The sequence below is a fragment of the Acidovorax sp. 100 genome, from assembly GCF_003688355.1.
Classification (GTDB): Bacteria; Pseudomonadota; Gammaproteobacteria; order Burkholderiales; family Burkholderiaceae_C; genus Acidovorax; species Acidovorax delafieldii.
Genome location: NZ_REFD01000001.1, coordinates 4,996,922 through 5,012,682, shown reverse-complemented (window position 1 = coordinate 5,012,682; position 15,761 = coordinate 4,996,922). Strand labels below are relative to the sequence as shown.

Sequence of the window (15,761 nt, the reverse complement as noted above, 5' to 3'; positions counted from 1 at the left end):
ATCTATGCAAAATTCGCCGATCTTCGTTCATTCTATCTTTCGTGCGGGAAGTACATATATATTCAATGTATTTCGTCGTAGTTGCGGGGGCTATTGGTGTTATCAGGAACCTCTTCACGAGGCTGCTTATTACTACAGGGCGGATCCATCTAGTCTTAGATTTGATGATCTCGATTCTAAGACGCTGCTGCTCCGTCATCCAAAACTGGAGAAGTCTTATTTTGATGAATTAATCGATGTTTGGCCTGTGTGGGAAAAAGCGATTAACGAAAAAATAATCTACGAAGAATATTTTTACGACCCAGAAAGTGAAGCGGAAATTGAGTACTGGAGAACCCTGGCACGAGGCGCTAAAGGCCGACCTGTGTTCCAAGAGTGCCGCACATCGGGTCGTATCGAATTTATTAAAAGGCATCTCGAAGGAATTCACGTATATTTATGGCGCAATCCATGGGATCAGTGGTGGTCATATAAGGTCACGTCATATTTTGATGTTGTAAATCTAATAATCGTTAGTTCTCCTCAAGCACCTCCGCTTGTGAAAAATATCTGGGCAGAGCTTGATATTCCTTCGTGCTCGGAAAGGAGTTTGAGCAATTTGTTTTCATTTTATGAAAATATTGCACTCACTAGTGAGAAAAGCTATCTCATTTTTTACCTTCTTTGGTGCTTGGCTCTTCGGGAGGGAATGGTTCATGCGGATTTGATGATCAATATTGATAGCCTTAGTGATTCTTCCTGTTACAAGTTGGAAATTCTAGCTGCCCTCAAAAACATGGGCATCAATGAAATCAATTTCTCTGACTGTGAAGTGCCTCAAGGCCGGTACTCAGAACGAGATAGTCAATTTTTTCTACCTCTTGAGATAAGAGTCCACCGGTGGCTCATAGAAGGTGGTTGGACTGAGGCTGATCTCAGCGCAATCCAGATTGCGCGGGAGCGTCACCGACCTTCGTTTTCGCATGAAATGGTTTCATCCTCGGATCTTATAAGAACAACCGAGCACGAAAGTCGGGCGCGTGAGTTGGCGATTCGTGCTGAGACCTTACTAGCTCAACGCATTCGTGATATTTCAAAAAAATTGCAAGATGAGCAAGACGTACGTTTTGACGATTTGGCGCGCGAGGCTGCTTCAGGGCGTGCGCAAATCTTAGATTTGCACGCAGAAATTCAAAAGAATAAGCATGAAATCAGTGAACTCAAAAAAAAAGCCACCTTTTATCAAGAAGAAACGCTGAAACTTCAGTTGAAAATTAATGGAATTTATCAAAGTCTGTCTTGGCGTATCTCTTCTCCACTTCGGTGGATGGCGGGTAAATTCTTTGATTTTGTACTCGTAGTGCGTAATTTTTTAAATTATCTTTTATTCTTCGGAATCGAAAAATCTCAGCCTCTTCTGGGCTGGCTATTTGGACAAGTCTTTAGTTATCCAAAGATCCGCTTTATTCTAAGCAGATGGCTCATTCGTTACCCTGAGCTGCATCGCCAATTAGTTAGTGTCGCAATCCGCCGAAATGTGCTTAAAGAGGCATTGTTGAGTACGCCGTTTGCTCATGTACACAAGGTGGAATTTAACAAAATTCCGATTAGTGGAGATTTTAAAAATCATCCTCGAGTTCTTCCTGAAACTCCAGTTCTTCCTGAAGCAATGTCACTTCCTGAACTGGTTATTGCTAAATCTTGCTGGGTGAGGCTGGTTGGTCATGTGGAAGGAGCCTATAGTTTGGCTATAGTTAATCGTGGATTGGCCGTTGGGATGGAAAGTATTAATGAGAAACGGTTTAGCTATATACCGTACGAAAATGAGTTGTGTTCTGAGATGCCGAGGCTTAGCCCTGAGCAGGACTCACTTATACACGATGCGCTCTGGCGAAAAATTCCTTCTGAGGAGATCCAAGGCACTATTTCAATAGTACATCACTATCCAGTTGTTGCGGATACGCAGCCATGTGGCATGCGTGGAGTGCTATTCTTCTGGGAAGAAACTTCTGTCCCTATCGATGTAGTTCGAAATATTAACAATAATTTTGATATTGTTTGGGTCGCTGCAACCTCTGTTAAAAGGGCATTAATAAATTCCGGCTGCGGTATCCAGGTTTTTGTCATTCCGATCGGGATAGATCATTTGATTGATCAGAGTGAAGAGCCTATTGATAAACTAACCGTGTCTGCTGGGCAGGTGTTTCGCTTTCTCCATGTGTCGTCAGCGTTCGAACGCAAGGGGATTGATGTACTTTTGTCGGCATATTTAAATACTTTTACTTCTGCTGATTCGGTAGAGCTATACATAAAGACATTTCCAAATCCACATAACAAGGTGCATGCACAGCTGAAGTCTTTAAGTGAGGGGTTGAAGTTTCCCCCGAAAGTCATTATTGACGAGAATCCCTTGGATGATTTGAATATGCTTAGGCTTTATCGAACTGCGCATTGCATGGTCTTGCCGTCGCGCGGAGAGGGCTTCAATCTTCCTGCGGCAGAAGCGTTGGCTTTGGCCTTACCAGTCATAACAACGGGGCATAGCGCACATGCGGACTTCTGTACACACGCGACTGCTACGCTGATAAATTTCGAATTTTCAGCGTCCCGTAGTCATTTGCGGAGCAGTGATTCCTGTTGGGTGGAACCCGACCCCCTACATTTGGCAGCTGAAATGCGGAGAGTGCGTGAAAAAGTTATTATTAGAGATCCCGAACTGGAGGCTCGGGTTAAGTCTGGTGCATTGCACGTACGTAAAATTTATACTTGGGCTAACTGCGCTAGCTCATTAATACGGAGTGCACAATGGATGCAAAACCAATCCCGCTCTGAATCTTCTCCTCTAAGAGTTGCTGCGGTTAGCCCATGGGCAACGCGATGCGGGATTGCAGAATATGCTAATAGCTTATTGTCACCCAGTGTTTATAAACGTCGGATGAGTTTAAAAATATATTGTGATGATCGTACTGTTAATGTTCCGCCAGATGCTGAAATAGCTTGGAGGGCTGGCGAAAATGATAGTGTTCACAAACTTCTTGAGCGAATAAATCAGAGTAATACTGATATTGTTTTTGTGCAGCATCAACCCAGTCTATTCCCTCTTACGGAGGCTCTTTGCGAGCAACTAGCTCATTTGAGTAAAGTGGGTGTGGTAGTTGTTCTGGAGTTGCATTCAACACAACCCTTGCTCCATGATTCGAGACTGACCTCGACTGCGATCGAAGCATTGAGTAAGGTAGATCGAATTATTGTGCACAAGCCTCAAGATTTAAATAATTTGCTTGCATTGGGTTTGGTTGAGAATGTGATGATGCTCCAATTGGGGGGGATGGCGCCATTAGCGCCCTCCGACTCATCTTCTGTGAGAGTTGAATTAAATATTCCTTCAGATGCGTTAGTTTTGGGTTGCTTTGGTTTTGCCTTGCCTCACAAGGGAATTGATACTTTGATCAAGGCAATACCACCATTAATTTCTGTCACTAAAAGGTCAGTTCATTTGATTGCTGTGACATCTATCTTGGATAAGCGCAGTTCAATTTATATTGAAGAATGTCGAAAGATTGCAAAGAAATTTGGAGTCGAAAAAAATATTCATTGGATGACTGATTATTTACCAATAGAGGATTCGCAAAAAAAATTGGGCGCCGCTGACTGTGTAATTTTTCCCTATAAGCATACCCAAGAAAGCTCCAGTGCTGCAGTGACGGTTGGACTTTCTACTCTTAAACCAGTTCTTGTTAGCCCCCTTGAGATATTTTCAGATCTCGCGGATGTAACTTGGAGGATGGATGGCTCAGAGGTGCAAGATATTGTTAGTGCGGTGTCGCATCTCTTCAATGCTCAAGGAAAAGACAACCCGTTGTTCGAACGCCAAGAGGAGTGGTTGAGGTCCCATGATTGGGAATATTTGTCTGAGCGACTATTTAATATAATTAAATCGTTACGACGAGAGAAGCTTCTTGCGAGTGTTGTTGCCTAATCTGTGTAATTTTGAATAATGAAATTTTCAAAAATAGGCAGTTGATGGTTTGCAAATTTTTTTAACTTGATTTTCGGGTTAAATAACATATTTATATCGATTTATGAAAAAGGCAATTATTACGGGTATTACAGGCCAAGATGGGGCATATTTGGCTAAATTTCTGCTTGATAAGGGTTATGTTGTATATGGTACTTTTCGCCGTACCAGTTCAGTCAATTTTTGGCGCATCCAAGAATTGGGCATACGTGAGTGTGCCAATTTGCATTTGGTTGAGTATGATCTAACTGATTTATCATCAAGTATTCGCCTGTTGCAAAATACCGATGCTTCGGAGATTTACAATCTGGCAGCTCAGAGCTTCGTCGGCGTCTCGTTTGAACAACCTGTAACGACTGCGGCAATAACCGGTATTGGGGTGGTCAATTTGCTTGAGGCCATTCGTATAGTTAATCCAAAGATTCGTTTTTACCAAGCCAGTACTTCCGAGATGTTCGGCAAGGTGCAAGCGATTCCTCAGGTGGAGGAGACGCCGTTCTACCCCCGTAGTCCATATGGGGTTGCGAAGCTTTACGCGCATTGGATGACTGTGAATTATCGCGAAAGTTATGATATTTTTGGGAGCAGTGGTATTTTGTTTAACCACGAAAGTCCATTGCGCGGGCTAGAGTTTGTCACGCGAAAAATTACAGATGGTGTCGCGAAAATTAAGTTGGGTAAAATTAATACATTGGAGTTGGGGAATCTAGATGCCAAGCGTGACTGGGGCTTTGCTCAAGAATATGTGGATGGTATGTGGCGTATGCTCCAGGCTGACGAACCTGATACATTTGTGTTGGCAACTAATCGTACTGAAACGGTGCGAGACTTTGTGCGTATGGCATTTAGAGGAGCGGGCATCGATGTGGAGTTCAAGGGGGCAACCGATTCTGAAATAGCGGTAGATATCGCTACAGGTAAAACAGTTGTGCGAGTGAACCCAAGGTTCTATCGGCCCTCAGAGGTGGAGCTGTTGATGGGAGATCCTGCTAAGGCCAAAGCGAAGTTGGGGTGGGAGCCTCAAACCACCCTGGAGCAGTTATGCCAGATGATGGTGGAGGCTGATCTGAGGCGTAACCAGGGTGGCTGGTCATTCTGATGGCAATAGAAAATGTCGCAGCAAAGCCCAGAGCTTTGATTACAGGGATAAAGGGATTCACTGGTCGCTATGTTGCTTCAGAGTTGCTGGCTCATGGGTGGGAGGTTTATGGCCTTGGAACACAGCCTGATGCAGTAGATCTACGCTATCGTTGCGTAGATTTGCTCGACGCCGTTGGCGTAAACGCTGTTGTATCGGAAGTGAAGCCCGATTTTGTTATTCACCTTGCTGCGATAGCTTTTGTGGGGCACGATAACGTAGATTCTTTTTACAAAGTGAATCTTTTAGGCACGCGAAATCTGTTGGCGGCACTTGATGGCTCTATGCATAGGCCAAAATGCATATTGTTGGCCAGTAGTGCAAATGTATATGGCAACTCTTCTGGGGGGGTCTTGGCAGAGGATGCCCCTCTGAATCCTGCCAATGATTATGCAGTCAGTAAAATTGCCATGGAGCAGATGGCTCGGCTATGGATGAGTCGACTGCCTATAGTAATAACAAGGCCCTTTAACTACACCGGCATCGGGCAATCAGAAGTCTTTTTGGTTCCTAAAATAGTGGCTCATTTTCGTCGGCACGCGAATATCATTCAACTTGGTAACATTGATGTGTGGCGCGATTTCTCTGATGTGCGGGCCGTCGCTCGGGCGTATCGTCGTTTGCTTGAGGTGTGTCCTGCGGGAGTCACTGTCAATGTATGTTCCGGTCATCCTCATTCATTGCGCGAATTGATACAGATGTTGGAATGTATAGCAGGGCACACCCTGGAGGTACAGATCGATCCGGCTTTTGTGCGTGCTAACGAAGTCAGATCATTGAGCGGTGACAGCGCCAAGTTGCGTGGACTAATTGGCGACTGGCATACGCCAAAACTGCAGACCACACTTGACTGGATGTTTCGAGGAAATTGATCTAATTCTCTTGAATCATCGTGGATGCAATTCGGTTGTTTTTTAATAAGTTTTTGAAAATATTTAGTAGTGATGTTTTGAGAGCTGGATTTTGATCCAATAAATATTTTTTGATGTGGCTTGTATTTTTAATCGAGAATGACAATATAAGATGGTAACTCCCGATCTGGCCAGTCGCGGCATGTATTGGTATAGCCTTGGACATATACTGATTTTCCCTGCGCTTGTGCTGAGAGTAAAATTGCGAGAAAGCCTTTTCCGGCTGGGTCGGATAGTTTAATGGCCCATTGTTGAACACTGCTTACGCAGCCTGCAGGGTTGCTCATTGGTCCAGCTGCAAACATTACAACATCTGGGGTGTGCATAAAAACACTGGTAACCTTTCCAGAGGAAATTCCGGCGTTTGCAGAGTTGAAGCATGTCAGAATCGATGCTGTAAAAATTATATTAAAAATTTTTTTCATAAGACCTCTATTTTAAAGTTAGTCAAGTAAAAGATTAAGAATGGGCGTAAGATCAGCGTTTATTTTTTTTGTATACTGGTAGCTCGCTGCAAGAGTGACCCCGCTGAATGCTTGATAACCACTGAGCATAATATGATAAGTGCCTGCGCTTGGTGTTGTGAAAGTGCAGGTTTCTGCGTTCCCGTCTAGATAAGGGCGGCAGTCGTAAGAGTTGAGTGTAGGAACCTGATTAAACTTGACATACAGGTCAACATCCCCGGACCCGCCATTCATTTGAATAACAAGGTTCGTAGCGCCAGCGGGTACAACTACGGAAAAATACTGGGTAGAACCCGCACTACCTGACAAATTGCTTTGGAGGAGGGGGGTGGTGGTTGTGCCGCCCGAGGTGAGATTGAACTGGGCATTGACTGTTGTATTGGCGTTGATGGTGAAAGAGCAAGAACCCGTGCCACTACAGGTTCCACCACTCCATCCGGCAAAAGTGCTACCGGCCGCTGGCGTTGCTGTAAGCGTGACAGTAGCGCCAGGGGTAAAAGATTCTGTGCAGGTTGACCCGCAGTTAAGGGCGCCACCCGATCGCGTTACCGTTCCTGCTCCGGTGCCAATTTTTGCGATGGAAAGTACACCTACAGGCGGCGTGTTGAAGGTGGCCGTGATGCCTTTGTACGAGTCCACCGTGACAGTGCAAGTGCCTGTGCCGGAACACCCTGCTCCAGACCAACCTGCAAAAACATAGCCCGCCCCTGCAGTGGCCGATAGGGTCACAGAAGTGCCAACTGCAAATGCCTCGGTGCAGTCAGTGCCGCAGTTAATACCTGCGGGTGCGCTGGTAACCGTGCCTGTGCTTGTACCAGCACCTGCTTTTGTGACGTATACATCGTACGTGCTGGAAGCGTCTAGAGGTAGGTAGGTCTGTGCTTGTCCAGTCATGACTATGGGCACTCGCCCAGCGTTGACCCCATACGGATGCCCTGTACCAAACGACCACGCAATGTTGCTCATTCCGCCTGATAGCAGATGACAGTAGCTCATGATGGTGCCGTTGCTTTGACCCGCGCCACCTCCCGTGGTCGAACTCAGCCCTGGCAAATAACCAAAACGATCAGCCCCACCCAAAGCGATGCCGCACTGGCCGGTTGCATTACCTGAGTAGCAGCAATCGATAGCTCCGCCTGTGTTAGGAGAGGGTACTACGGCGGGGTTGTCATAATCATGGGTGTGAGAGCTACCAAATGCATGTCCAATTTCGTGGGCTACTACCACCGAGTCCCAAATCACTTGAGGATTTGAGGGCGTGAAATTACCTGCGAGCGCCGCACTCACACCATACGCGTAACTGGGAGCACCTAGCGTATTGACGTAAGCAATCCCGCCGCCCGCGGGCTTGCCGCTCAGTAGGTGAACATGGTGCCATGTCTGCGGTGCATAGGCACCCCCGTTTCCGTAATTGCGGAGTTCGGTCAGCATGGCACTCGTATTCGTGGCGTTCCATGGGTCGACTGTGGTCGTCCGAATAATGATCTGCTTCAAATTGAATCGGGTAGAGGCTTCAGCTTGGTACCGGGTGCCAACGTAGGTGAACAGATCCACAACGTAGTTGAATGCGGTTGCCTCGGTTCCTTTGAGTTGGTAAAACTCATAGTCGCTATCAATAATGATGTCTGCCCTGCGTTGGGTGCCTGCCTTTTCACTTATGGCTTGCGAAGAGCCTGATTCACCAGTGTTCGAAACTTGTTGGAAAAGAAGTTTGCGCTGGGTCGGGTCGCTTTGCAGGAAGGCTGGTGTCACGCCGCAAGAAAACTCTCTGTTGACGAAATCCCTTTGATGATCGACCGCTCGCGAGATGGCTTTGCCGTCACCGCTGCTGCGTGCTGGCACCAACTCGTTCAATAGCGTGTCTTTGTCCTGATGAATGATGGTGCGGATTTCACCATCGGGTGACACTGTCGCAAAGGCATAGCTGTCTGGCTTGCCTTGCACAACCCCCACAAAGTGGGCGTTGACGGCCAGTGGGTAGGCGCGGCGACCCTTGTCATCAACCACGGTGTACTGGGTCCCCGCGCTTACCACCTCTGAGCGGCGCAACTCCAGGTTCACCACGGTGGGGCTGGCGTCGTTGACGCGGAGGTTTTCGATTCGCAGTGATTCGCCGGGTTTGACACTCAATGCCGCCAGGGCGGTTCTATCGGACGGTGCCTGCCCGGGGACAAGTTGCATCACTTGCTGTGCATACGCTTGCCCGCAAAAAATTGCCAGCGCGGTGACAGACAAAACGGCTATCGAAGAGCGCCATGCTGAGATAGATAGACGCATTATTTTTTCATTCTCATGTTGGTTGTCTTTTCCCGGCACACAGCCATAAAGTCAACGCGAGACGCGCAGATCGTGGGTGCAACCCAACTTCTGAGTCAAAGAAGCAGACTATTTCAAAGATTATGGTGGTTAATCTTTGTATTGTTAACAAATATGTGCAAAGCGGCTGGAGCGCAACAGTCCATCCCGCGAGCTTTTATACCTGACCTTGTCCTACGGGGTGCTGCGCGAACGGAGATCCCAGCGCGCCAAGCAGAGCAGGCTAGTGGCAAGCATGTATTTCGCCACGTTGAGCCATGAATTGAAAATACGCGATTTCCCTATGGTGCGCATGTTCATGTTGACAGGGATTTCGGTGATCTGGAGGCTAGCGCGGCGCACAAGTAGCAGCGCACCGAGATCCTGATAGTCAAGCAGCGTAGCCTCGCGCGAGGCTAGAACCTCCAGAACCTGGCGGTTGTATAGGCGGAAGCCAGATGTCAAGTCACGCAGATCGAAGCCAGCGAGATGTCTGAACCAGTTCCAGGCCAATTGGCGTAATGGGCTGGCTCTTTCGGGGAAGGCTCCTACAACGAGGTCAGCCTGCTGCCGCGCTTGGAGCAATGTGGGTATTTCGTCGACCTCATGCTGCCCATCTGCGTCCATGGTTATTACGGCCTGATACCCGTGTCGAAGCGCGTATCGGATGCCCAATTGCATTCCTCCCCAAGCACCCACGGGCAAGGTGGGGCTGAGCACCTGAGCGCCTGCCGCGCTCGCGATGGACTGGGTATCGTCGGTGCTTTGATCGTTGATCACCAAAACATCACGCCATCCTTCTGCGTCCAATCGGTGAAGCAGGTCGCCAATGGTCGCGGCTTCGTTGCGAGCCGGTATGACGATGAGCAAGTCCTTGCCGGAAGGTGTGTCGAGGACGGCTTCGGGAGCGGCCACTCTGTATTGGTTGTAGATGGCCTGCGCGCAGCCTCCTATGGAGAAGTGCATCTGCAACGCTCGTCGCCCCGACTCCCCCCATTGTTGGCGCAGGTGAGGATTGGCTTGCATCTGTTGGATCGCCGTGGCCCATGCCATTACATCTTCCGGGGGCGCTTGAATCCCTGCATTTGCGGTTTGTAGAACCCAGGGCATTCCAGAACCGGCAAGAGATGAAACAATGCATGGCTTGGCGTGTTGCATGGCTTCCAGCAGGACCATGCCAAAAGCTTCAGTCCGTTCGCGAGACGCGAGGCAGAACACGTCACAGCTTTGGAGCAAGATGATTTTTTCAGCATCGTCTACATTGCCAAGCAGCCTTACGTTGGGTGTTTGGCCCTGAGGAGTTAGCTTGTCGATTTGAGCTTGCAGCTCGCCACGGAGCTCGCCGTCGCCCACGATCAGTAGCTCCACATCTGCCACGCCAACCGCTGCTGCGATCAGAGTTTCGAAGCCTTTGTAATAGGTTAGCCTCCCGATGGAGAGCAGGCGAAGTTTGCCTGCCACCCAGTGACTGGAGCGTGCAACCAAGGATGCGTCTGTAATTGGCCCATTCGGTGCCTCAAGTCCCAATGGGATGACAGCGCATTTGGCGCGCCAAGCCTGCAGCGGCTCGCTCGCCTCGAGGTACGGCGGCGAAGTCGCGATAATGCGCGCCGCACGTCCCAATACAGCCTGTTCAAAAGGGCGGTATAGCCTGTAAGCCAGTGCAATGGCGACACGAATGCGTGACACCACTACGTCAGACTGCCAATGCACCACCCATGGGATCGAGCGTGCCTCGCGCAGTGTCAAAACCCATAGCGCCGAGTTGTTGGGCATGTGCAGATGAAGCACATCAGGCTTGTGCTGTTTGATGGCCTGAGCCAATGCGGCGCGAAAACCCAGCGCCAGCGGAGCGTAGACAAACTGGAGTTGCACGGGGACACGTTTGATCCACGGTGGATCATCTGGCTCGGGCGAGCCGTGCACAATCGCTACGGCCTCGATTCCAGAGGCTCGTTGTTCATTGACGAGGTCGGCAAGGAATACCTCCATGCCACCCCGGTGCGGGGGATAGAACTTACCAATGTGCAATACGCGCAACGCCACAAGAATGCCAGCCTGATTTGTGAGTGACTATCGTCTTTTGGCAGCCGCAATGATTGCCCGCATTTGGCCGTACTGAGCGTTCCGCGGATCCAATCTGATCGCTTCATCAAGATCTTTCAGGCTGTCGGCACCTTGACCCGCTTGGTGGTGTGCCAATGCCCGGCCGTAATAGACAGGGGCTCCCGGATGGGATGCGATGAGTTGGTCAAAGATTCCAATGGCGGCTTGCGCTTCCCCCTTGCCCACTAACGCCATGCCCAGGCCTAGCCGCAGCCTGGGGTCGTTGGGATTGGTTTGAAGCAACACTTTGAATCCGCCGATGGCTTCGTCGTACCGCTGAGCGGCCATAGCTGTTTCGACCAGTCGGATACGAATGGTTGGTACTACGCTCTGCTGCTGCGGGTCTTTCTCTACCTTGGCTAGCGCAATGCGAAAGTTTTCTAGTGCGGGTACAACTTGCCCCAAGGCGGCCTGAGATTCGGCTTTGTGAAAATACAAACCAGGCTCGGAATAGCCTTGTTCCTCGGCTTTTGAAAAGGCCTGAAGGGCTTCGGCATGTTTCTTTTTGAGTTGAAGAATGACGCCCGAATTGAAGACCGCACCGCTGCCCAGTTCTCCTCGGTCGCGCAGTGCAGATGCCGTGGCAATACTCCGCTCCGCTTGCTCAAGCATGCCTTTGCGTATGTAAAAGGCGCCCAGATTCAAGAATGGGCGGCTACGCCCTACGGCGTTGGCGGAGGCCTTGAGGTTGGTCTTTTCGGCCGCGTCAGTCCAGGCGGTTACTTCGTCAGCCAGCGATAGGTTGCGTTCAAGGGCAAGGGCGCCAAACACCAATCCAAGCACGATACCCAGTGTGTAGATCGTGCGTGGTTTGAAGCCTGTGAGCGCTACGGCCAGCAATCCAGGCAGGGCCACTCCCCAGAGATAACTGCGATACAGCACGAACGGATCCTGCACCCAAATGGTCGAAAACTCCGTGGCAAACCATACTAGGGGAAGAAGCAAAAGCAGCGCTACGAGGCTTAGCGCTCCGGTGCGTCGCAACAGCAGCCACGTGGTACCCACAAGCAGGGTTGCGTACCCCAACCCACCCACTATGTGCCATGACGATGCAAACCCCAGCGGGAAGGCCGGCCGCAGGTCAATTGACATCCATCCCACATAAGGCACGACCCACAGCAGTCCGTAAGCAAAGAAGAGTGCCGCCTGGTTGAGGATGCTCAGCGGAAACATCCGCTGCGTGACCCCCGGTTGCAGTGCCTCCAGCTGCTGGGCAAAAGCCAGAGACTGCTCGTCAAAGAGTCGGCCGACAACGTTGCCGTAAAAGTGCAGGAGAACTCCTGTGACCACAGCCAGAAGCAACAGCGTGCCGCCCATCAAAGCCGCGATCTCTTTCCAGCCCGGCCGCTTGATATGAATGTAGAGGGGCACTGCAAGAGCAATGGTCATGACCGCGTGTTCCTTGGATAACACGGCGAGCAGGTAGCTCAGCAGTGCACCCCCGTACCACGCAACACGCTGCGTTTGCAGTCCGCGTACGAATGCCCAGCAAGCGAGCACCGCGAACAGCGTAGCCATGAGGATAGACCGCTGTATCAGATAGCCCACCGCATAGGCTGCCATGGGATGCAGGGCAAACAGTGCTACTCCCACCCGCAAGGCGGCGCGCTGAGAGGATGCAAAGTGTGTTTGCTCTTCAATGTCCTGAGGAAAGCGAGTCTGGCTCAGAAGCGCTTTGAAGAAGCCATACATGGCCGCTACTACGCCGAGATGCAGCACGATGTTGACAATACGCTGCTTCCACCAGCCAGCGCCAAAGATCTGCTCTATCCATACGAAGCTGCCATACGAAATCATGCGTTGCTTGACATCCAGCAAGCTCCCGTACACGCCAAAGATGGAGCCTTCGGTCAGCCGCAGGTCGTCAAACAGCAGCTCGTTGCTCAATGTTGGCAGGTACACGCCCAACACGGCCAACAACACGATCAATGCGAAAAAATAGGGTGCTTTGCCGGATTCAGCCATGAAAGGGCTTGAGGGATAAGGTGGGAGGCGCCAACCCGAGCGGGAGGCAAAGTGCCGGGTCAGTGTAGCAGAGCGAAAAGTACGACGAACTGTGAAAAAGTGTTTAAAAACATCGGGCTTGCGCGCGTTCGCGTATCGACGGACGCCATTGCTGCGCCGCACCGGTGGTGTCCAGCATTCGCGCCACGCTCGGTCGGCTTAACCTCCACTTGTCAGCATCAGATCCAGGTTCTGCACCGCCGCCCCCGAGGCACCCTTGCCCAGGTTGTCAAACACGGCGGTCAGCAACACCTGACCGTGGCGGGCGTTGCTGAACACCCCCAGCTGCAGCCGGTTGGTGCCGTTCAGGGCTTGCGGGTCCAGATGCTCGGCCGCTTCGGTGGAGGCGGGGGGCATCACGTCGATGAAGGTGGCGTCGGCATAGTGCTGCTGCAGGCAGGCGTGCAGGTGTTCGCCGAGCGTACCCGGCGGGAGCTGCCGCAGATGCAGCCCGATGGTCAGCACGATACCCTGGCGGAAGGCGCCGTACGAGGGCAGAAAAAACGGGCGCTGCGACAGCCCGGCGTGCTGCGCGATCTCGGGCGTGTGTTTGTGCTCCAGCTGCAGCCCGTAGACCTGGAAGGCAGGTGCATGGGCTGCCTCGGGGCCTTCGTGTGCTTGCACCCGGGCACGCCCACCGCCGGAATACCCCGATACCGCATGGATGGTGAGCGCATGGTCGGCAGGCAACAAGCCGGCCTGCACCAGGGGCCGCAGCAGGGCGATGGCGCCTGTGGGGTAGCACCCGGGGTTGCTGACGCGTTGCGCGTTGGCGATGCGCGCGGCCTGCGCCGCATCCATCTCTGGAAAGCCGTAAACCCATTGCGCGTCCGTGCGGTGGGCCGAGCTGGCGTCGATCACGCGCACCGAGGGGTTGTGGATGGCGGCCACGGCTTCGCGGGCGGCGGCGTCGGGCAGGCACAGGATGGCGATGTCGCAGCTGTTGATGGCTTCGGCGCGGCGGGTGGGGTTCTTGCGGTCGGCTTCGGGCAGTGTCAGCAGCTGCAGATCTGTGCGACCGTGCAGGCGCTGGTGGATTTGCAGGCCGGTGGTGCCTTGGTCGCCGTCAATAAAAACAAGGGGCTGGGTGGTCATGGTGCGGATTCCTGGCGGAGGTGGGAGATGGGATGTGGGAATCTTCAACGCCGGTCTAAAATTTGAAAAGTTGAATTTCACAAACATCAAGATCAGTTCTGCTGAACGTCATGCGCGAACTCAATCTCGACCGGCTGCGTACCCTGGTCACCATCGCTGACCTCGGCTCTTTCGCTGAAGCTGCCCGCACGCTGCACCTGGCGCCGCCCACGGTCAGCCTGCACATTGCCGACCTGGAGGCGTTGATCGGTGCGCCATTGCTGGTGCGCAAGCGGGGCGAGGTCCGGCCGTCCGGCGCGGGGGAGGTGCTGGTGGAGCGGGCGCGGCGTCTGCTGGCCGATGCCGACGAGGCCATGGACTTGGTGCGGCGCCAGGTGCAGGGGCTGGAGGGGCGGGTGCGCCTCGGCGCGTCCACCGGTGCCATCGCGCACCTGCTGCCCCAGGCGCTGGAGGTGCTGGGCCAGCACCACCCCGGCATCGATGTTCAGGTGCTGGTGCTCACGTCGCAGGAGACTGTGTCGCGGTTGGCGCTGGGGGCATTGGATGTGGGTCTGGTGGCCTTGCCCATGGCCTCGGTGCGCGGGGTGACGGTGATGCCGTGGCGGCGCGACCCCGTGATGGCGTTTGTGCCCTCCACCTGGACTGCACCCCGGCGGGTCACGCCCCAGTGGCTGGCGGGGCAGCCGTTGATCCTGAACGACGTCGGCACCAGCCTGTCACGCCTGACGAGCGAATGGCTGGCCCTGGCGGGCGAGCCGCCCAAGGCGCGCATCCAGCTCAACTACAACGATGCCATCAAGAGCCTGGTGGCCGCCGGCTACGGGGCCACGCTGCTGCCGCACGAGGCATCCACCGCCACACCGCTGGACCCGCGCATCCGCATGCTGCCGGTGCAGCCCCGGCTGTGGCGGCCCCTGGGCATCGCCCACCGCGCGAGCCCGGTGGAGCGCGCCACCCAGCATGTGCTGGATGTGCTGTGGCAACAGAAGCAGGTGTGACGCGAAGCTGAACCGGGAATGTGCCGCCCCAGGCCGCCGCCTGTCGCTCAGGCTGCGTCGTCCCCGATGTGCAGCCGGGTGTCGGACACATAGCGGTGCGGCGGTACCTCCAGGTTGGTGGGCGCGGGCTTGTTCTTGAAGACGCGGCCCGCCAGGTCGAAGGTGGAGCCGTGGCAGGGACAAAAGAAGCCGCCCTGCCACTGGTCGCCCACGCTGGGGTTGGAGGTGCCTGCGGGCACGGCGGTGGGGGAGCAGCCGAGGTGGGTGCAGATACCCACCGTGACAAACACCTCCGGGCGGATGGAGCGTTGCGGATTGCGGGCGTACTCGGGTTGCTGGTCCTTGCGCGAGGCGGGGTCGGCCAGTGCGGCGTCTTGCTGCGGCAGGGCGGCCAGCATCTCGGGCGTACGCCGCATGATCCACACGGGCTTGCCGCGCCATTCCACCGTCTTCACGCCGCCGGGCGGCAGGTCGCTGATGTCTACCTCCACGCCGGCGCCCATGGCCCGCGCTCGTTCGCTGGGGGCCAAGCTGGACACCAGGGGCACGGCGACCCCTGCCGCCGCCACGCAGCCTGTGGCCGCCGTCAGCAGCATCAACTGCCGACGCTCTGCAGCGGGATCGCCCTCTGTGCCTGGAAGGGAGCCATTCGTTGTAGCGGGGTGGAGGGCCATGGGGGCTTTCTGAGAAGGAGGACGGGACGGGCTGTGGCACAGAAAAGGTTCTCGCCGGGGTGACAGCCACCGCCCGCAT

Annotated in this window: 10 protein-coding genes; 4 read left to right on the top strand and 6 right to left on the bottom strand. The window is 53.2% G+C overall.

The window, feature by feature from the left end; all coding sequences use genetic code 11:
• Positions 1 to 4 precede the first annotated feature (4 nt).
• The 3 genes from C8C96_RS22950 to C8C96_RS22940 all read left to right on the top strand — a co-directional run bounded on the left by C8C96_RS22950 (position 5) and on the right by C8C96_RS22940 (position 6,007).
• A complete protein-coding gene (locus tag C8C96_RS22950) occupies positions 5 to 3,958 on the top strand; it encodes a glycosyltransferase (RefSeq protein WP_121944151.1) in 3,954 nt (1,317 codons plus the stop codon).
• A 103-nt stretch (positions 3,959 to 4,061) separates the two neighbouring features.
• Positions 4,062 to 5,096: a GDP-mannose 4,6-dehydratase gene (gene gmd, locus C8C96_RS22945; protein WP_121943749.1), complete on the top strand. Its 1,035-nt coding sequence runs from the start codon at positions 4,062 to 4,064 to the stop codon at positions 5,094 to 5,096.
• Complete coding sequence (locus C8C96_RS22940; protein WP_121943748.1) at positions 5,096 to 6,007, top strand: GDP-mannose 4,6-dehydratase; 912 nt, start codon at positions 5,096 to 5,098, stop codon at positions 6,005 to 6,007. Before gmd ends, C8C96_RS22940 begins: the two co-directional genes overlap by 1 nt.
• Before the next feature lie 128 nt (positions 6,008 to 6,135).
• On the opposite strand, the gene C8C96_RS24710 is transcribed toward C8C96_RS22940, so the two are convergent.
• From C8C96_RS24710 to argC, 5 genes are all read right to left on the bottom strand, one after another.
• Positions 6,136 to 6,471: a hypothetical protein gene (locus C8C96_RS24710; RefSeq protein ID WP_147455705.1), complete on the bottom strand. Its 336-nt coding sequence runs from the start codon at positions 6,469 to 6,471 to the stop codon at positions 6,136 to 6,138.
• A gap of 18 nt (positions 6,472 to 6,489) precedes the next feature.
• Positions 6,490 to 8,787, bottom strand: coding sequence for a pre-peptidase C-terminal domain-containing protein (locus C8C96_RS22935; protein WP_121943747.1), 2,298 nt, complete (start codon positions 8,785 to 8,787; stop codon positions 6,490 to 6,492).
• Between the two features lie 213 nt (positions 8,788 to 9,000).
• Positions 9,001 to 10,797 (bottom strand): glycosyltransferase, encoded by a 1,797-nt coding sequence (locus C8C96_RS22930; RefSeq protein ID WP_121943746.1) that lies wholly within the window; start codon positions 10,795 to 10,797, stop codon positions 9,001 to 9,003.
• A gap of 81 nt (positions 10,798 to 10,878) precedes the next feature.
• Positions 10,879 to 12,876, bottom strand: coding sequence for a tetratricopeptide repeat protein (locus tag C8C96_RS22925; RefSeq protein WP_121943745.1), 1,998 nt, complete (start codon positions 12,874 to 12,876; stop codon positions 10,879 to 10,881).
• A gap of 198 nt (positions 12,877 to 13,074) precedes the next feature.
• Positions 13,075 to 14,010: an N-acetyl-gamma-glutamyl-phosphate reductase gene (gene argC / locus C8C96_RS22920; protein ID WP_121943744.1), complete on the bottom strand. Its 936-nt coding sequence runs from the start codon at positions 14,008 to 14,010 to the stop codon at positions 13,075 to 13,077.
• Between the two features lie 110 nt (positions 14,011 to 14,120).
• Between argC and C8C96_RS22915 the strand changes: the two genes are divergently transcribed.
• On the top strand, positions 14,121 to 15,008 hold the full coding sequence (locus tag C8C96_RS22915) for a LysR family transcriptional regulator (protein WP_121943743.1): 888 nt from the start codon (positions 14,121 to 14,123) through the stop codon (positions 15,006 to 15,008).
• Between the two features lie 47 nt (positions 15,009 to 15,055).
• Here the strand turns inward: C8C96_RS22915 and petA are convergent, their stop codons facing one another.
• A complete protein-coding gene (petA, locus tag C8C96_RS22910) occupies positions 15,056 to 15,682 on the bottom strand; it encodes a ubiquinol-cytochrome c reductase iron-sulfur subunit (protein ID WP_121943742.1) in 627 nt (208 codons plus the stop codon).
• Positions 15,683 to 15,761 lie beyond the last annotated feature (79 nt).